16 protein-coding genes, 1 tRNA gene and 2 rRNA genes (1 of these 19 cut by a window edge) are annotated in these 16,697 nt (G+C 63.2%); 8 read left to right on the top strand and 11 right to left on the bottom strand.

Features of this window, described 5'->3' with window-relative positions:
* The 3 genes from ACFSQT_RS15325 to ACFSQT_RS15315 form a co-directional block, all read left to right on the top strand.
* A 23S ribosomal RNA gene (locus ACFSQT_RS15325) occupies positions 1–850 on the top strand (it extends 2,007 nt beyond the left edge of the window).
* Between the two features lie 278 nt (positions 851–1,128).
* Positions 1,129–1,243 (top strand): 5S ribosomal RNA (rrf, locus tag ACFSQT_RS15320).
* 130 nt (positions 1,244–1,373) lie between these two features.
* A tRNA-Met gene (locus ACFSQT_RS15315) sits at positions 1,374–1,450 on the top strand.
* 136 nt (positions 1,451–1,586) lie between these two features.
* On the opposite strand, the gene ACFSQT_RS15310 is transcribed toward ACFSQT_RS15315, so the two are convergent.
* Positions 1,587–2,530 (bottom strand): IS630 family transposase gene (locus ACFSQT_RS15310; protein WP_379018015.1). Its coding sequence is split into 2 segments (ribosomal slippage): positions 1,587–2,194 and positions 2,194–2,530, totalling 945 coding nucleotides; the frame shifts between segments, so codons are not numbered across the junction.
* A gap of 118 nt (positions 2,531–2,648) precedes the next feature.
* On the opposite strand from ACFSQT_RS15310, the gene ACFSQT_RS15305 reads away from it, so the two are divergent.
* Together ACFSQT_RS15305 and ACFSQT_RS15300 are read left to right on the top strand one after the other, a co-directional pair.
* Entirely contained in the window at positions 2,649–3,119 is a 471-nt protein-coding gene (locus ACFSQT_RS15305; RefSeq protein ID WP_379018079.1) for an RNA-binding protein, read from the top strand.
* Between the two features lie 79 nt (positions 3,120–3,198).
* Positions 3,199–3,965 (top strand): IS5 family transposase gene (locus tag ACFSQT_RS15300; RefSeq protein WP_379018080.1). Its coding sequence is split into 2 segments (ribosomal slippage): positions 3,199–3,523 and positions 3,523–3,965, totalling 768 coding nucleotides; the frame shifts between segments, so codons are not numbered across the junction.
* Positions 3,966–4,154: 189 nt separating this feature from the next.
* On the opposite strand, the gene ACFSQT_RS15295 is transcribed toward ACFSQT_RS15300, so the two are convergent.
* A complete protein-coding gene (locus ACFSQT_RS15295) occupies positions 4,155–5,072 on the bottom strand; it encodes a LysR family transcriptional regulator (protein WP_379019959.1) in 918 nt (305 codons plus the stop codon).
* Between the two features lie 140 nt (positions 5,073–5,212).
* Between ACFSQT_RS15295 and ACFSQT_RS15290 the strand changes: the two genes are divergently transcribed.
* The gene (locus ACFSQT_RS15290; protein ID WP_379019977.1) at positions 5,213–5,851 is read left to right on the top strand and encodes a DsbA family protein; all 639 of its coding nucleotides are present in this window, start codon (positions 5,213–5,215) and stop codon (positions 5,849–5,851) included.
* A 42-nt stretch (positions 5,852–5,893) separates the two neighbouring features.
* The gene (locus ACFSQT_RS15285) at positions 5,894–6,505 is read left to right on the top strand and encodes an NAD(P)-dependent oxidoreductase (RefSeq protein WP_379019957.1); all 612 of its coding nucleotides are present in this window, start codon (positions 5,894–5,896) and stop codon (positions 6,503–6,505) included.
* Here ACFSQT_RS15285 and ACFSQT_RS15280 read toward each other — a convergent pair.
* From ACFSQT_RS15280 to ACFSQT_RS15255, 6 genes are all read right to left on the bottom strand, one after another.
* On the bottom strand, positions 6,489–7,046 hold the full coding sequence (locus ACFSQT_RS15280) for an L-2-amino-thiazoline-4-carboxylic acid hydrolase (RefSeq protein ID WP_379019955.1): 558 nt from the start codon (positions 7,044–7,046) through the stop codon (positions 6,489–6,491). The genes ACFSQT_RS15285 and ACFSQT_RS15280 overlap by 17 nt on opposite strands.
* The gene (locus tag ACFSQT_RS15275; RefSeq protein WP_379019953.1) at positions 7,043–7,828 is read right to left on the bottom strand and encodes an ATP-binding cassette domain-containing protein; all 786 of its coding nucleotides are present in this window, start codon (positions 7,826–7,828) and stop codon (positions 7,043–7,045) included. Before ACFSQT_RS15275 ends, ACFSQT_RS15280 begins: the two co-directional genes overlap by 4 nt.
* Entirely contained in the window at positions 7,825–8,844 is a 1,020-nt protein-coding gene (locus ACFSQT_RS15270) for an ABC transporter ATP-binding protein (RefSeq protein WP_379019951.1), read from the bottom strand. Before ACFSQT_RS15270 ends, ACFSQT_RS15275 begins: the two co-directional genes overlap by 4 nt.
* Entirely contained in the window at positions 8,841–9,671 is an 831-nt protein-coding gene (locus tag ACFSQT_RS15265) for an ABC transporter permease (protein WP_379019949.1), read from the bottom strand. Before ACFSQT_RS15265 ends, ACFSQT_RS15270 begins: the two co-directional genes overlap by 4 nt.
* Positions 9,668–10,654 (bottom strand): ABC transporter permease, encoded by a 987-nt coding sequence (locus ACFSQT_RS15260; RefSeq protein WP_379019947.1) that lies wholly within the window; start codon positions 10,652–10,654, stop codon positions 9,668–9,670. The genes ACFSQT_RS15265 and ACFSQT_RS15260 overlap by 4 nt, the downstream gene beginning before the upstream one ends.
* 259 nt (positions 10,655–10,913) lie before the next feature.
* Positions 10,914–12,524: an ABC transporter substrate-binding protein gene (locus tag ACFSQT_RS15255; protein ID WP_379019945.1), complete on the bottom strand. Its 1,611-nt coding sequence runs from the start codon at positions 12,522–12,524 to the stop codon at positions 10,914–10,916.
* Positions 12,525–12,898: 374 nt separating this feature from the next.
* Here ACFSQT_RS15255 and ACFSQT_RS15250 point away from each other — a divergent pair, with 374 nt between their 5' ends.
* Complete coding sequence (locus ACFSQT_RS15250; RefSeq protein WP_379019943.1) at positions 12,899–14,089, top strand: M24 family metallopeptidase; 1,191 nt, start codon at positions 12,899–12,901, stop codon at positions 14,087–14,089.
* Between the two features lie 27 nt (positions 14,090–14,116).
* On the opposite strand, the gene ACFSQT_RS15245 is transcribed toward ACFSQT_RS15250, so the two are convergent.
* The 3 genes from ACFSQT_RS15245 to ACFSQT_RS15235 are packed head-to-tail and all read right to left on the bottom strand — an operon-like array spanning position 14,117 to position 16,610.
* Positions 14,117–14,536, bottom strand: a complete 420-nt coding sequence (locus tag ACFSQT_RS15245; RefSeq protein WP_379019941.1) for a cupin domain-containing protein — start codon at positions 14,534–14,536, stop codon at positions 14,117–14,119.
* A gap of 4 nt (positions 14,537–14,540) precedes the next feature.
* The gene (locus tag ACFSQT_RS15240; protein ID WP_379019939.1) at positions 14,541–15,401 is read right to left on the bottom strand and encodes a phosphoenolpyruvate hydrolase family protein; all 861 of its coding nucleotides are present in this window, start codon (positions 15,399–15,401) and stop codon (positions 14,541–14,543) included.
* A 12-nt stretch (positions 15,402–15,413) separates the two neighbouring features.
* Complete coding sequence (locus tag ACFSQT_RS15235) at positions 15,414–16,610, bottom strand: Tm-1-like ATP-binding domain-containing protein (protein ID WP_379019937.1); 1,197 nt, start codon at positions 16,608–16,610, stop codon at positions 15,414–15,416.
* Between the last annotated feature and the right edge of the window lie 87 nt (positions 16,611–16,697).

Here is a 16,697-nt window from a genome sequence, read left to right as displayed (position 1 = left end):
GGGGTTCCTGCGGTTAGACGGAAAGACCCCGTGCACCTTTACTATAGCTTTACATTGGCATTCGTAGTGGCATGTGTAGGATAGGTGGTAGGCTTTGAAACCTGGGCGCCAGCTCAGGTGGAGCCACCCTTGAAATACCACCCTTATTACTATGGATGTCTAACCGCGGCCCGTTATCCGGGTCCGGGACAATGTATGGTGGGTAGTTTGACTGGGGCGGTCGCCTCCTAAAGAGTAACGGAGGCGCGCGATGGTGGGCTCAGAACGGTCGGAAATCGTTCGCTGAGTGCAATGGCATAAGCCTGCCTGACTGCGAGACTGACAAGTCGAGCAGAGACGAAAGTCGGTCATAGTGATCCGGTGGTCCCGCGTGGAAGGGCCATCGCTCAACGAATAAAAGGTACGCCGGGGATAACAGGCTGATGACCCCCAAGAGTCCATATCGACGGGGTTGTTTGGCACCTCGATGTCGACTCATCGCATCCTGGGGCTGGAGCAGGTCCCAAGGGTATGGCTGTTCGCCATTTAAAGCGGTACGTGAGTTGGGTTCAGAACGTCGTGAGACAGTTCGGTCCCTATCTGCCGTGGGTGTAGGAATATTGAAAGGATCTGTCCCTAGTACGAGAGGACCGGGATGGACGGATCTCTGGTGGACCTGTTGTGGCGCCAGCCGCATAGCAGGGTAGCTATATCCGGACGGGATAACCGCTGAAGGCATCTAAGCGGGAAACCCACCTTAAAACGAGTATTCCCTGAGAACCGTGGAAGACGACCACGTTGATAGGCCGGGTGTGGAAGAGCGGCAACGCTTGAAGCTTACCGGTACTAATAGTTCGATCGGCTTGATCGTTCTCATTCCTTATGCCCATTTGACGAAGTCAAATGGTCTGTTCTCACTCACGCTTGTTCCGCCCTGCGGGCGGCGCTACGTGGGTGCGGCGCATCAGCGCCGACGGTCGGTCGACCTTGCGAAGCTTCGCTTCGAAAGGCGCCAGGACCAAAAAGAACTGTAAAGGCACACATAAGACCAGCGAACAGCTCCGAGAAAGCAGGATAGGTAAACCCCTATTGGCTACTCGCGCTCGCTATTCGCTCAAAAAGCTTCTCGAACAACGTGCGTTTTGCCGACCTGGTGGTTATGGCGGAGCGGCTGCACCCGATCCCATTCCGAACTCGGCCGTGAAACGCTCCAGCGCTGATGGTACTTCGTCTCAAGACGCGGGAGAGTAGGTCGCTGCCAGGTCTGCTAAACGCACGTTGAAATCTTCTCTTTATGAACAGGCCCGCCAACGGGATCTCGGGCCGCGCAAGCGGCCCTTTCATTTGGCAAGCCATATACCTATCTGTAGGCCACGGCTTACGTCCAACGTTGACGCGGGGTGGAGCAGCCCGGTAGCTCGTCAGGCTCATAACCTGAAGGTCACAGGTTCAAATCCTGTCCCCGCAACCAAATATAAAAACAGCCCGGCCCAGCCCGGGCTGTTTTTGTATCCGGCTCACCGTGGCCTTGGATTTGAACCCCTCAAGGGACCCGCAAGGAGCCATAGCCGACACAGCCGGACAAATAAGACTAGAGCACGTCCGGTTTAATCTGGGTCATAACCTGCGGCCTTGAAGTAGTTCTGGCATTCGGCTGGGGTGAAGAGGTCGACGAGCGATCCGACGGCGGTCCACAGGGCTGTGATTGTCCTCTCGGCTTTGGCCCGCATAAGAGCCTTGAGTTTTGAGAAGGCGTTTTCGATCGGATTGAAGTCGGGGCTGTAGGGCGGCAGGAACATGAGCCTCGCGCCGGTCGTCTCGATTGCATCGCGAACGCCGGCGGCCTTGTGGGCGGGAAGGTTGTCCATCACGACGATGTCGCCCTCCGACAGGGTCGGGACCAGCACCTGCTCGACATAGGCCAGGAATACGTTGCCGTTCATGGCGCCGTCATAGACGAACGGGGCGGTCATGCCCGTCAGCCGCAGTGCGCCGGTGAAGGTGGTGGTTTTCCAATGGCCGTGCGGCACGCCCGCCCGGCAACGCTCACCGCATGGCGCACGGCCCCGCAGCCGGGCCATCTTGGTCGATAGTCCAGTTTCATCGATGAACACCAGCTTTGCCGGATCGAGATCGAGTTGGCCGTCGAACCACGCACGACGGCGCTTCAGGATGTCGGGACGATCCTGCTCCAGTGCATGTGCGGACTTTTTTTGAACGTCCAGCCGTGCCGGCCAAGCCAGGCGCTTAAGGCGCTGCGACTGATCCGAGCCGATCGCTCGACCGCCAGCCGCTCTACCATCTCGTTCAGCGTGATGTCCTTGCGCTCATCGATCAACCCCACGATGAAGGCTTTATGCGCATCGAGGCTGGACGCGCGTCGACGGCCTTGCGGCCGCGGCGTCCGCTCGCCGATCTTCGCCCGTGCGATCCACCGGATTGCACTCGATATGCCGACGCCGAACCGCGCCGCCGCCTGCCGGGCAGACATGCCCGCGTCCGAAGCCTTCAAGACCCGCGATCGAAGATCGTCGCTCAGTGCTCTTCCCATCATCCACCTCATCAAAGTGGATGTTGAATCACCCGCGAAGCCCGACGTCACATCACAATCGATTCATTGATCGCGGGACGTGCTCTAGGTCGTGAACCCATAAATGGGAATGAGGGAGATGGGTGAAAAGCGATCATTGCGTCGTTTGACCGATCGCACATATTGTCGAGGAATGACTGAACTCGCATTAGAACCCGGCGGCGGATTGAGAGGTCTTCCGATTGGATCAACCAAAGGAAGCGTTCGGACATTTTTCGGTGATAAGCACCAGCCGTTTAAGCGTACACCCGAAGGCAATCCGACAGATTATTGGGCGGATGCAGGCGTTTTTGCCTACTATGATTCTGACGAGCGCCTGGAGGCCTTGGAGTTTGCAAGCCCAAGCAACCCGACGTTGAACGGATTGGCTCTTATCTCGGTATCGATGGGCGAAGCGACACAGATTCTCCAATCTCTCGACCCGAAGTTACGCTTGGGGCCGGATGGCGCAACCTCAACGCAGCTTGGTATAGGCGTCTGGTCCTCGACGGGCGAAGCCGATCAACCTGTGATGTCCGCGATAACATTCGGACCGGGCTACTACGATTAGGCTGTGGCGCGGAACGTCTGATTTTGATGGGTTTGCCAACTCGCTTCCATATCGCGCGGGATTGTGATTCAGGCTCTACATGAGCCGATATGACCTGACCGACTTCGAGTGGCGCGTGATCGAACCGCTGTTACCCAACAAACCTAGAGGCGTGCCGCGCGTCGATGACCGACGCGTGTTAAACGGAATCTTCTGGGTGCTGCGCTCCGGTGCGCCATGGCGCGACCTGCCCGAGCGCTATGGGCCACGCACCACCTGCTACAACCGCTTCTCGCGTTGGCGAAAAGCAGGCGTGTGGGCTCGGCTGATGGACGCCATCAGCCGAGCCCATCATGGTGAAATCCAGATGATCGACAGCACTTCCATTCGGGCGCACCAGCAGGCTGCGACGGCAAAAAGGGGGGCGCAGATAATTGTCTCGGTCGCAGCCGAGGTGGCCTCACGACCAAAATCCACGTCGTCGTCGACGCGCAAGGACTCCCGATCCGGCTCGGCCTGACGGCGGGACAAACGCACGATGGGCAGATCGCCGATCGATTGCTCGACCATCTCGGCCCGCGCATTATCGTCCTGGCCGACAAGGCCTACGATGCCGACCGTATCCGGGAGTTGATCCAGCAGCACGGTGCCACGCCCAACATCCCACCGAAGAGCAACCGGCGCTGGAAGCCGTGCTTCAGCAAGCGCCTCTATCGCGAGCGCAACCTGATCGAACGCTTCTTCTCCAAGCTGAAGCATTTCCGCCGTGTCGCTACACGGTACGACAAACTGGCAGCTAACTTCCTCGCCATGATCCAGCTCGCCTCAATGCGACTGTGGCTTCGCGCTTATGAGTCTACGGCCTAAGACAAAGCCTCTCCCCGCAACCAAATCACCAAAACGCCCGTCAGGCACCAAGCCGGCGCGCGTTTTGGTTTTGCAGAATACGCGAGCCGTAGATCGGAAGCTGAAGGTGAAGCAGAGCGGTCGGCAGTGACATGGGTCGGTTTCACGCAAGTGTAAGTTTTTGCGAACGATCTTGCGCCGTGGATAGACTCACGCCATGGCGCCGCCGCGCGAGCGTCTTTTCTCTGCGGCGGCGAGCAATTCGACGAAGGCGCGCACCTTGGCGGGCCGGAACCGGGCTGGTGGAAAGACCGCATGGATGCCGCCGGTCGGCAAGCTCCAGTCGGCAAACACCGGCACGAGCCGTCGCTCGAGAATGTCGTCGCTGACGCTGTAGTCCGGAAAAACACCCAGTCCGATGCCGGCGAGCACGCAGGCGTGGGCGGCCGGACTCTTGTCGCACATGATGATCGGATTGAGTTCGGTCAGCACGGTTTCACCGTCTCTGGAAAACAGCCATTGGCCGATGCCGCGCAGCTGGGCGTTGCCGACCCAGGCCAGCGATCTTGCCATCCGCGGGGTCACGTCGGGCGGCAGGCTTGCCGCAAAGGCTGGGCTCGCCACCACGGTCTGGCGTATCGTGCCCAGGCGCCGCGCCTGGTTGGAGGAATCGGTTAGCCAGCCGACGCGAATGCCGAGATCGATCTGCTCGTCCACCAGGTTGCTCACCGCGTCGTCGAAGATCGCCTCGACGCGCATATGCGGATAGGTCTTCAGGTACGCCGCCATGACCGGCGCCACCATCTTGGTGCCGTAGTCGAGTGGCGCGGTCAGCCTCAGCGTTCCGCTCGGCTCGGCCGCTCCGTGCGAGATTTCGCCATAGGCGGCCTCCGCCTCGCGCAGGATGATCATCGCGCGGTCATAGAAGAGGCGGCCCTCTTCGGTCGGTGTGACACGCCGCGTCGTGCGCTGCAGCAGCGTTGCGCCCAGTTCCTCCTCAAGCCTGCCGATCTGGTGGCTGACCACCGCCTTGGCGACACCAAGCCGGTCAGCCGCCGCGGTGAACGAGCCGGTTTCCATCACCGTGGTGAAGTAAGCGAGTCGATTGAGGTTCAGAAGTTCGGCCAAGGCGACAGCCTTTGTCTGATCGAATCAGACAGTTTGTATTATTGGGCGCCATTTATCGCAAGGCCGGCGCCTGCCATGGATGTGCCAACACATTCGACGTTCCGGCAGCCGGTATTCCCCTACCAAGGATGGCAGCGATCATGAGCAATTCAGAAGTGACTTATCTTTTCGATCCGCTCTGCGGCTGGTGCTATGGCGCCACCCCGATGCTCGACAGGTTGTCGGCCAACGGTCTGCGCGTCGAACTGCTGCCGACCGGCCTGTTCTCGGGTGCCGGCGCGCGTCCGATGGATGAAGGTTTTGCCGCCCACGCCTGGGCGAACGATCAGCGCATCGAACGGCTCACCGGACAGACGTTCACGCAGGCTTATCAACGCAACGTCCTCAATGTCCGCGGCACCTTGCTGGACTCCCACGCCGCCACGCTCGGCATCAGTGCAGCTGGCCTGGAAGACCGCAGCCGCCGGCTGAGCGCGCTGAAGGCGATCCAGCGGGCGCGCTATGTCGACGGCCGCGATATCGTGACGATCGACGGCGTTGCCCAGGTGCTCGCCGCCGCCGGCCTGGGGGACGCCGGCGACCTGCTGAAGGCACCGACGGAAGGGCTGATGACAGCCCATCGCGAGCTGGTCGGCCGCGGTCGCGCGCTGTTCCAGCGCCTGCATGCCGATGGCGTGCCCTCGCTCGCTGTCATCCGCAACGATGCGCCCCGGCTTATCGGTTCGAACGCGTTGTTCGGCAGTTTCGACAATCTCGTCGCCCAAATCGCCGCGGCCTGATCCCATCCATCAACAACCTCCAGCAAGGAAACGGAAAAAGACATGGCAAAAGTCGCTCTCATCGGCGCATCAGGCGCCGTCGGTTCGCGCCTTCTCAAGGAACTCTCCGATCGTGGCCACACCGTCACCGGCATTGCCCGTAACCCTGAGAAGATCGCAGCCCTGCCGGGCGTGACGGCCAGGAAGGGCGATGTCTTCGACAGCGAGGGTCTCGCCAACCTGATCCGCGGCCATGATGTGGTGATCAGCTCGGTGCATTTCCTGGACAGCGACGCCGACATGCTGATCGCCGCCGTGCGCGCCTCGGGCGTCAAGCGTTATCTTGTCGTTGGCGGCGCCGGCAGTCTCGAAGTCGCACCCGGCAAGCGGCTGGTCGATACACCGGAATTCCCAGCGATCTATAAGGCCGAAGCGCAGAAGGGCGCCGACTTCCTGGACAGATTGAAGACGGTCGGCGATCTCGACTGGACGTTCCTGTCGCCGTCCGCCCTGTTCATCGCAGGCGAGCGCACCGGCACATTCCGCCTCGGCAAGGACACGCTTCTCGCCTCGGACAAGGGCAGCAGCATTTCCTTCGAGGACTACGCCATCGTCCTGGTCGACGAGATCGAGAAGCCTGCCCATGTCAGGCAGCGCTTCACCGTCGGCTACTGATCGACGGCTCAACCGAACCAGCACTGTCTGCTGTTTGATCGCCGGCTCTGTTGGTCAGCGCGATGTGGCAGCAGCCGTCGCCATGGCCCGGCGTCCAGGTGACGTTATCGAAACGCACGCCGGTCGCCTCGAAAAGGCCGCGGTCGAAGGCGCCGGCAATGCGGCAGAGCGTGGCGAGTTTTTCGTCGCCAACGCCGGCCTCGACCCAGGCGTCCTTCAGCGGGCAGCGCTTCACCTTGAAGGCGATATGGTCGTCGCCGCGCTCGACATCGGTCGGGTACATGCGGCCGCCATCCGGGCTGACGGCCAGGAAGGCTTCGCCGATCGCCCGCGCGTCGTTGGCGCCGAAGCTGGCGAAGGCGGCTGCCGCTACTTCCTTGCCGCGCTGTTCGATGGCGCGGATCATGATCGCCTCCGCTTTTTCTGCGCCCAACTCGCCGGTCAGTTCGTCGAGGAACAGACGGTCGAGATCGGCGCGGTTGCGAAAGGCGGAATCGAGTTCGCGCGCCTGTTTTTCGACTCTGGCTTCGGGGTCGGTCATGTTGGATCCTGTAGGGTTCTGTCGAGCCTCGGTGCGGCCGCAACCAAGGCCTTGCCGATGGCCGATTGCGGTGCGTCGATGACGACACGGGCATCGCCGGTCTCGGCAATCCGTCCAGCGTCGAGAAGGACAACGCGGTGGGCGATGGCGCGGACCACTCCGAGGTCATGTGAAATGAAGAGATAGGCGATCCGTTCCTGGCGTTGCAGGTCGAGCAGCAATTCGAGGACCTGCCCACGCACCGAAACGTCGAGCGCCGACACAGCCTCGTCGAGCACGATCAGCGACGGTTTCGTCGCGATGGCACGAGCGATGGCGACGCGCTGCCGCTGTCCGCCGGAGATTTCATGAATGGCGCGCGGGGCGAGATCAGCCGCCAGCCCGACGCGCTCGAGCAAGGCGGCGATGCGGCGCGGGCGCTCGGAGCGGGAGGCGATGCCGTGGATGCGCAAGGGATCGTCGAGCACACGCGCCACCGTGGCACGCGGGTTGAAGGCGGCAAGCGGGTCCTGGAACACCATCTGCAGGCGTGCGCGTCGCGCTCTGAGCGCAGCGCCATTCAAGGCCAGGAAATCGTTGCCTTCGAAGTCGATACGGCCAGCATCCGGCTCGATCAATCGCAGCACTAGCCGCGCGATCGTTGATTTGCCGCTGCCGGAGGGCCCGGCCAGCGCCAGCGTCTCGCCCGGGTCGATGTTGAAGGAGACATCGTCGACGGCGGCGATGGTCTTGCCACCGCGACGGTAGTGCTTGGCGAGGTTGGAAACAGCGAGCACGCTCATGCGTTGAGCCCGGCTCGGTTCAGCAGCGGTGTGGCATCGAGGCCGATATGGGCGTCGAGCAGCGTGCGTGTATAGGCTTGGGCTGGGGCGCCGATAATCTGCGCCTTTGTGCCAAGCTCGACCAACTGGCCATGACGGAACACGGCGATGCGTTCGGCAAGTTCGGCCGCCAGCGCGATGTCGTGGCTGATGAATAGCAGCGTCATGCCGTCCTCGGCCACCAGCCGCCGGATCAAGGCGACGATCTCGGCCTGCACGATGGTGTCGAGCGCGCTGGTCGCTTCGTCGGCGATCAGCAATTTCGGCCCGGCCGCAATCGCGGCGGCGATCGCCACACGCTGCTTCTGGCCGCCGGAAAGCTGGTGCGGGAAGGCGCGCAGGGCCGAGTCTGGGTCGGGCAGGCGGACGCGTTCGAGCAGGTTTTTCGCCTTCGCGTACGCCTGGGACCAGGTGAGGCCAAGATGGGTGCGGGCGACTTCGGCGATCTGTTTACCGACCGCCATCACCGGATCGAGGCTGGCGGACGGATCCTGGAAGACGAAGCCGATGTCGCGACCGCCGAGGGGAGGTTGGCTCGGCTTGGCCAAAGACTTTTGAGGGTTGCGTTCTATAAGGCCCCCCTCTGTCCTGCCGGACATCTCCCCCTCAAGGGGGGAGATTGGCAGCTTTGCGGTCGCCTCATCCCCTGCAACGTTGGCGATTGGTGAGGACAGAGATGACGGCGCAATCTCCCCCCTTGAGGGGGAGATGGCCGGCAGGACAGAGGGGGGTGCCTTGGCACCTGCCTTTCCCGTCGATCCAAGGAACCAATCGATATGCCCCTCGATCCTGGCGCTCGCCGGCAGCAGCCCCGCAATCGCCAGCGCCAGCGTGCTCTTGCCGGAGCCGCTTTCGCCGATGATGGCCAGCCGCTCGCCAGCTATAATATCGAGGCTGATACGCTTCAGCGCCGCCACCTCGCCGCCGTCGCGGCGGTAGGTCACTGTCAGGTCGCGGATCGAAGCGAGCGCGGTCACGACAGGCTTCTTCTGACCGCAGTCGTCTCGACGATGCCTTCACCGGCGAGATAGATGCCGAGTACCGTCAGCACCAGCGCCAGGCCCGGAACGATCGACAGGAAGGGGGCGGTGCGTAGCACGGCGCGGCCTTCGGCAATCATGCCGCCCCAGGTCACCCGGTTCGGGTCGCCCAGGCCGAGGAAGGACAGGGCCGCTTCGGTGAGGATAGCGGCGGCGACGATCACCGAGGACATGGCCAGCACCGGCGGCAGGGCGTTGGGCAGCACCTCGCGAAAGGCGATCGCCAGCGGATGCATGCCGATGACCCTGGCGCTGGCAACATAATCGCGTTCGCGAATGGAGAGGACTTCGGCGCGCGCCACACGGGCCGGTCCGGTCCAGGTGCCGAGCGCGATGGCAATGACGACGATGCCGAGCGACGGTCCGACGACGCTGACGAAGGCCAGTGCCAGCAGGAAGCCAGGCACGGTCTGGAAGGCGTCGGTGATGCGCATCAGCACCTCGTCGACGAGGCCGCCGGCAAAGCCGGCCAGCGTGCCGACCACAGCGCCGATGGCGAGTGCCGCTGCCGCCGCCGCGAGCCCCACGGCCAGAGAGGTCCGGGCGCCATGGAACAGCTCAGCCAGCACGTCGCGGCCGAGGCGATCGGTGCCGAGCGGCAGCGACCCGTCCTGAAACGGCGGCAGCAGCGCTGGCCCGGCGATGGCTTGTGGGTCGCCGGGAAACAGCAGCGACGCCGACAGCGCCACCGTGACCAGCGCTGCCAGGAGGATCGCGCCGGCAACAGCCTCGGGCGTGCGCAGAAAGCGGCGGAAGGGGCTCATGCACCGGTCTCACTGGCGCCGACGCGCGGATCGAGAAAGGCATAAGCGATGTCGACGAGAAGGTTGATGATGATGACCAGCACGGCGCTGACCAGGATGATGCCGAGCAGCAATGGGGTATCGCGCGCGGCCACCGCCTCCTGCGCCAGCCGGCCGAGGCCGGGCACGGAAAAGACGCTCTCGATGACGACGCTGCCGCCGAGCATCTGCGCCGATTGCAGCCCGAGCATGGTGACCAGCGGCAGCAGTGCGTTGCGGGCGACGTGGGCGAGCACGATGCGGCGGCGCGACAATCCGTTGGCGCGGGCGGCCAGCACAAAGTCCTGCCGCCAGACCTCGGCCATACCGGCGCGCATCATGCGCAAATAGAGCGCCAGATAGATGAAGCCCAGCGCCGAAATCGGCAGCACGAGATGGACGGCGATGTCGGCGGCACGGTCGAGGCCAGTCTTGTCGGAGGCCAGGGTCTCGATGCCGCCGATCGGCAGCCAGCGCAGGTCGACGGCAAAGACGACGATCAGCACCAGGCCAAGCCAGAAACCCGGCACCGCATAGAGCGCCAGCGAGCCGATCGACAGGAAGCGATCGCGGACGCTGCCGGGTCTGGCACCGGCATAGATGCCGAGTGCCGAGCCCAGCCCGAAGGAGAGCGCGGTGGCGCTGACCATCAACAGCAGCGTGTTGGGCAGCCGCTCGAGGATCACCTCGCGGATCGGCCTGGAGAATGTCACCGACTGACCGAGATCGAGATGCAGCAGCGCCCAGAGATAGGTGGCCAGCCGTGTCAGCTCCGACTGGTCGAGGCCCCAGCGATGGCGCAACAGCTCGATCATGCCGGCGTCGCCGCCGGTCGAGACGATATAGGCGTCGACCGCGTCGCCCGGGGCTGCTTCAAGCAGCAGGAAGGTGCCGACGACGACGATCAGCAGCACGAAGACGCTGCCGACCAGGCGACGGCGCAGGAGCATGAGGGCGCGGGTCACGGCCGGCTTACCCTCCCCCTTGTGGGGAGGGTCGATCCGCGAAGCGGAGCGGGGTGGGGGTCTCTTTTAGGCCTGCGCCACAACCCCCACCCCGCCGACCGGCTGCCGCTTTGCGGCATCCACTCGTCGACCCTCCCCACAAGGGGGAGGGTGAGGCCGGCGGCGTTACCCGGCAAGATAGAGGGGAGCGCGAAGGGACTCTCATCGCCGATGATGAGCACTCGCCCAAACGATGCGCAAGCATCCCGTGACGATCTTGCTAGCCCGCCAAATACGTGTCCGCCCAGTTCGATACCGCCCAGCGCGGATTGTTGGCGATGTTGCCGACTGTGTCGCGCGCGACGCTGATGAAGCTCCATTCGGCGACGTTGATCAGCGGCAGGTCGGCCGCCACCTCCTTCTGAAACTCCTTGTAGAGGTCGGTGCGGGCGCCGGTGTCGAGCGTCCCGGAGGCCTTGGCGATCAGCGCATCGAGCGCGTCGTTCTTGTAGCCGCCCTGGTTGGAGAAAGGCACGCCGTCGGGAATGCCGCTCTGCACCAGGATGGTGGTCGAGATCGCCGGATCGCCACGAAACACCGGCGGGCCGACCGCGAGGTCGAAGGCGTGGTCGGTGTAGACCGCCTTGATGTGCGCGGCCGAGTCGTTGTTGACCAGCTGTGCGTCGATGCCGATGGCGGCGAGCGCCTGGCGCAGATAGTCACCGAACTGCTTGGTCTCGTTGAAGTAGGGCGCCGGCAACAGCTTCAGCGAGAAGCGGTTGCCGTCAGCGCCTCTGATGTAGCCGGCCTCGTCGAGCAGCGCGTTGGCCTTGGCGACATCGAAGGCAAAGGTCGGCACATCGGCGGTGTAGAATTGCGGATCGTTCTTCGGCACCGGGCCGGTGGCGGTGGCGGCATAGCCGAGGAACACCGTCTTGACGACGAAATCCTTGTCGATGGCATGCGCGATCGCCTGGCGTACCTTGAGGTCCGCAAGCTCCTTGCGGCGATGGTTGATTTCGACGACCAACTGATAGGTCAGCCCTTCATAGCCCTTCGTGATCACTTTCAAGCCCGGCACCTTGGAGATGCGGTCGAGATCGGCCAGCGGCACCGCCGAAAAGGCGGCGAGCTGGATTTCCTCGGCTTCCAGTGCGCTCGCCGCCGAAGTGCGGTCCGGCAGCACCTGGTAGATGATCTCGTCGAGATAGGGCTCATCCTTGCCCCAGTAATCCGTGTTCCTGGTCAGCCGGTAATATTGGCCGGCTTTGTACTCGCCGAACTTGAACGGCCCGGTGCCGATGGGCGCGTTGTTGGCCGGATTGTCCTCGATCTTGCCGACCTCGTAGATGTGCTTCGGCACGACGCTGCTCAGCGCCGGCAGCGCGTTGCGGATCAGCTGGAACGGCGTCGGCTTGGCGAATTTGAACACGGCGGTGAGATCGTCCGGCGTGTCGACGGCGGCAAGATCCTTGAACACGGTGCGTCCGAGATTCTGCAGCGGCTTCCAGATCTGCAGCGCCGAGAAGGCGACATCGGCCGAGGTGAACGGCTTGCCGTCATGCCATTTGACGCCGTCGCGCAGTTTAAACGTGGCGGAGAGCCCGTCGACGGCCCCTTCCCAGCTCAAGGCCAATCGTGGCGCAAGCCCGTCCTTGCCATCGAAGGAGGCTTCGGCCAGTGTTTCGACGATCTTGCTGGAGATGAAGAAGACGCCGTTGGAGGCGACGATCGCCGGGTTGAGGTTGCGCGGTTCGGAATCGGCGGCAAGCACCAGCCGGCCGCCCTTCTTCGGCGTCTGCGCCCAACCGGATGTCGGCATGGCGGTGGAGGCCAGGAGCATTGCCGAGCCGGCAAGCATCGTGCGTCTAGAAATCGTGAAACCTGACATGATCGAACTCCGTCCTCTCCGCGACCCGGCCGGGTGCGCCAATACCCCTCGGACGCCGGCGGACCCGCCAGCATTCCTCGCGATGGCGATTATGAGCCTTGCCTAGGGTTTCGCCAGAGACGGAATTGGCGCATCCTCGCCTGGCTTTGAAATTTTCGTCCGCTGGACCAGTTTGGTGGAAGCGGTTCAATTCGATCAATCTGGTAGGACCAGGTTTGGCTGAATGCGTCGCCACAACATGAGGGTGAGGTTGAAACAGGCCATTTCGCCCATTTCTGGCTGGACCAGAGTGGGAAAAATGGTGCAGATTTGATCCACGGCCAAGGGATCGGGAGCGGATAGCCAGCGATCTCAGGCAATTCAGGGAGAGAGAGATGAACATTGCTCCGGGCAAGAGTGCCGTCAGCAATATCCCGTTCGACCAGGCGAGGGTCGACCGGCTGATGGAGGAGGCCGGCATCGATGTGCTTCTGGCCACCTCCAAGCACAACACGCAATATCTGCTTGGCGGCTACAAATTCATCTTCTTCGCCGCCATGGATGCGATCGGCCACAGCCGCTATTTGCCAGTGGTCGTCTATGAGAAGGGCGGGCCCGACCATGCCGCCTATATCGGCAACCGCATGGAAGGCGGCGAACACCAGAACAACCCGTTCTGGACACCGACGCTGCACGCCGCCTGCTGGGGCACGCTCGATGCCGCCAACCTCGCGGTCGAGCATTTGCAGAAGATCGGCAAGGCGGGCGCCCGCATCGGCATCGAGCCGGGCTTCCTGCCGTCGGACGCCTACACGCTGATCCGCAAGGCGCTGCCGGACGCCAGGCTGATCGACGCGACAGCCATGCTGGAAAGCATGCGCGCCATCAAGACCGATGCGGAGCTGGAGAAGCTGCGCACGGCCTCCGAACTGATCACCGATTCCATGCTGGCGACCATTGCCTGGGCGCGCGAAGGCACGACCAAGACCGAGATCATCGAGCGGCTGCGGCGCGAGGAAACCAATCGCGGCGCGCATTTCGAATATTGCCTGCTGACGCTGGGCTCCAGCCACAACCGCGCCGCCTCACCGCAAGCATGGAAAAAGGGCGAGGTGCTGTCGATCGATTCCGGCGGCAACTATCATGGCTATATTGGCGACCTCTGCCGCATGGGCATTCTCGGCGAACCGGATGCCGAACTCGACGACCTGCTTGCCGAGGTCGAGACGGTGCAGCAGGCGGCGTTCTCCAAGGTCAGGGCGGGCACGCTGGGCGGCGACATGATCTCGCACGCCGAGGGCGCGCTGAAGAAATCCAAGGTCGCGCCCTATACGGATTTCTTCGCCCACGGCATGGGCCTGATCACGCACGAGGCGCCGTTCCTGATGACCAACCATCCGGTGACTTATGAAGGCACCTACGCGGCCAAGCCGCTGGAGAAGAACATGGTGCTGTCGGTCGAGACGACCATGCTTCACCCGACGCGCGGCTTCATCAAGCTGGAGGACACGGTTGCCGTCACCGACACCGGCTATGTCATGTTCGGCGACCGGGGCCGGGGATGGAACAGAGGTGGGGCTTCATAAGCGGATGGCAGCTGCTATCCCGAAAAGCTATCTGCCACCCGCCGGCAGCAACCTGAAATCCGGCAGTTCGCGCAGCACCAGTTCCGGCCCGGCCGGTGAATAGACGACGAAAAGCTGCATCGGCCCATCGCCGGTGTTGAGTGTCGAGTGAAAACGGCTTTCCGGCACGTAGACGGTGCAGCCGGGACCGACCTTCGCGACCACCGGATTGCCCTTCTCGTCCTCGACCATCTGCTCGCCGTTGCCTGAGATGACGAAGATGATTTCTTCCGCGCCCGGGTGGTTGTGGCGCGTGTGACCTTTGCCGGAGGGCAGGTCGACGACACCGCCGGAAAAACGCGTCGCGCCATTCACCTCGGGCGCCACCGTCAACGCCAGCCTGCCCCAGTCGAAGCCGAAGGCGCTGACGTCCTTCGGGTAGACAAACATTTTGCTTTTGTCGGTCATCGTCTCATCCCTTCTTTTTCTTCGTGGTATTTCCACCACGTGTCACAGCCTTGAAATCGGCGGTCTGCCGGGCAATCGCGGCCTCGGCCGGCAGCCGTTCCATCGAACTGGCGCCGTAGAAGCCGTGCAGGCCCTTGCAGCGGTCGAGGATGTAGCGGGCGTCGTCCGGCATCGAGATCGGCCCGCCATGGCAAAGCAGGATGACATCCTTGCGCACCGAACGCGCAGCGCTAGCGATGGCATCGATCTCAACAACGCAGTCGTCGAGCGACTTGGCCGAAGTGGCGCCGATCGAGCCGCCGGTGGTCACCCCCATATGGGCGACGACGATGTCGGCGCCGGCTTTTGTCATGGCGCGGGCCTCGTCGGGATTGAACACATAGGGCGTGGTCAGAAGATCGAGCTTGTGCGCCTCGGCGATCATGTCGACCTCCAGGCCGAAGCCCATGCCGGTCTCCTCGAAACTGCGCCGCATGTTGCCGTCGAACAGGCCGATGGTGGGAAAATTCTGCACGCCCGAAAAGCCCATCGTCTTCAGCTCGGCCAAAAGCAGCGGCATGATCACGAAGGGATCGGTGCCGTTGACGCCGGCCAGCACCGGCGTCTTCTTGACCACCGGCAGCACTTCGTAGGCCATCTCCTTGACGATCTCGTTGGCATTGCCATAGGCGAGCAGTCCGGCGGCCGAGCCACGCCCGGCCATGCGGTAGCGGCCGGAATTGTAGATGATGATGAGGTCGATGCCGCCGGCTTCCTCTGCCTTGGCCGACAGGCCGGTGCCGGCGCCGCCGCCGACGATCGGCAGGTCCTTTTCGATCATTCCCCTGAATTTCTTCAGTATGTCCTTGCGCGGTATGGCGGGCATGTGTGGAATCTCTCACTTTCTGGCGATGTCGAGAAAAGCCGCAACCGCGGCCTTGGCGAATTCGGGGTCGTTGATGTGCAGCGGCAGGCGCGTCACGCGACGCGTGCCGCTTGGCCGGATCGTGCACTCGATGGCTTCGAACAAAACGGCATCAGCCTCCGGGTCAAAAAAGGCGCCACCTTCGATGTCGAGCGCCGAGACACCTTTTTCCGGGATGAGCACATGCACCGGCCCCTCGCAGAGCGCGAGCCTGGCGCCGATCCATTCGCCGATCGCACGGCATTCCTGCGCCGTGGTGCGAATCAGCGTGACGTTCGGATTGTGTTCGTAGAACAGCCGACCGCGATAGTGTTCCGGAATGGTCGAGGGCGCCCAGAAGTTGACCATGTCGAGCGCGCCGACCGAGCCGACATAGGGCAGCCCGGTGCGGGCGATCGCGCCGAAACGATCCTCCGTCGCCGGCAGCACACCGCCCAACAAGAGGTCGCAGACTTCGGTCGTGGTGATGTCGATGACGCCGGACAGCAGCCCACTGTCGGCCAGTTTCTCCATGCTGCGGCCGCCGGTGCCGGTGGCGTGGAAGACCATGCAGTCATAGGTCGAGCGAAGCGCGTCAGCGATAGCGGTCACGCAAGGGGTGGTGACGCCGAACATGGTGAGGCCGATCGACGGTTTGCCGCCGGCCGAGGGCGCCGGCCTGGCCGCCATGCCTGATATCGCCTGGGCGGCGTTGTGCAAGACGACACGGGAAAGCCGGTTCAGCCCGGCCATGTCGGTCACCGATGGCATCATGATGATGTCGGAGACATCGACATAAGGTGCTGTGTCACCGGAGGCGAGCGTCGAGATCATGATCTTGGGCAGGCCGAGCGGCAGCGCACGCATGCCCGAGGTGATGATCGAAGTGCCGCCGCCGCCGCCAATGCCGATCATGGCGGCGATGTCGTTTCGCGATTGCGCAAAGCGGGCGAAGGCGACGCCCATGGCGGCGACCGCGGCGCCACGGTCATTGCCGCCGAGCACGGCGTCACGGCCGCCGGGGTGGTGGCCGGCAATGTCCTTCGCGGTGATGTCGACGGGTATCGTTGCGTCGCGCGTTCCGACATCGACGCGGGAAACGGCGGCACCCGTTGCGGCGATCGCATCGGCCAGGAAGGCGAGCTCCTCGCCCTTGGTGTCAGCGGTGCCCACCACATAGATGCGCTTCATTGCGTTCCCCAATCCAGGCATGCGCGATGCACCTGCCGCTCATTGCCCGGCCGTTCGACGATGCGAAGGTCATTGCAAATTTTTGAG

This window comes from Mesorhizobium calcicola (genome assembly GCF_042682105.1).
Classification (GTDB): domain Bacteria; phylum Pseudomonadota; class Alphaproteobacteria; order Rhizobiales; family Rhizobiaceae; genus Mesorhizobium; species Mesorhizobium calcicola.
The sequence above is the reverse complement of the archived record's forward strand: the minus strand, read 5'-3'. Positions and strand labels throughout refer to the sequence as shown.

Excerpts from the sequence above, each read along its gene's own strand:
- ACFSQT_RS15275 (WP_379019953.1), bottom strand. The coding sequence starts at position 7,828 with ATGAGCGTGCTCGCTGTTTCCAACCTCGCCAAGCACTACCGTCGCGGT.
- ACFSQT_RS15245 (WP_379019941.1), bottom strand. The coding sequence starts at position 14,536 with ATGACCGACAAAAGCAAAATGTTTGTCTACCCGAAGGACGTCAGCGCC.
- ACFSQT_RS15240 (WP_379019939.1), bottom strand. The coding sequence starts at position 15,401 with ATGCCCGCCATACCGCGCAAGGACATACTGAAGAAATTCAGGGGAATG.
- ACFSQT_RS15235 (WP_379019937.1), bottom strand. The coding sequence starts at position 16,610 with ATGAAGCGCATCTATGTGGTGGGCACCGCTGACACCAAGGGCGAGGAG.
- ACFSQT_RS15255 (WP_379019945.1), bottom strand. The coding sequence starts at position 12,524 with ATGTCAGGTTTCACGATTTCTAGACGCACGATGCTTGCCGGCTCGGCA.
- ACFSQT_RS15305 (WP_379018079.1), top strand. The coding sequence starts at position 2,649 with ATGGGTGAAAAGCGATCATTGCGTCGTTTGACCGATCGCACATATTGT.
- ACFSQT_RS15265 (WP_379019949.1), bottom strand. The coding sequence starts at position 9,671 with ATGAGCCCCTTCCGCCGCTTTCTGCGCACGCCCGAGGCTGTTGCCGGC.
- ACFSQT_RS15285 (WP_379019957.1), top strand. The coding sequence starts at position 5,894 with ATGGCAAAAGTCGCTCTCATCGGCGCATCAGGCGCCGTCGGTTCGCGC.
- ACFSQT_RS15290 (WP_379019977.1), top strand. The coding sequence starts at position 5,213 with ATGAGCAATTCAGAAGTGACTTATCTTTTCGATCCGCTCTGCGGCTGG.
- ACFSQT_RS15250 (WP_379019943.1), top strand. The coding sequence starts at position 12,899 with ATGAACATTGCTCCGGGCAAGAGTGCCGTCAGCAATATCCCGTTCGAC.
- ACFSQT_RS15280 (WP_379019955.1), bottom strand. The coding sequence starts at position 7,046 with ATGACCGACCCCGAAGCCAGAGTCGAAAAACAGGCGCGCGAACTCGAT.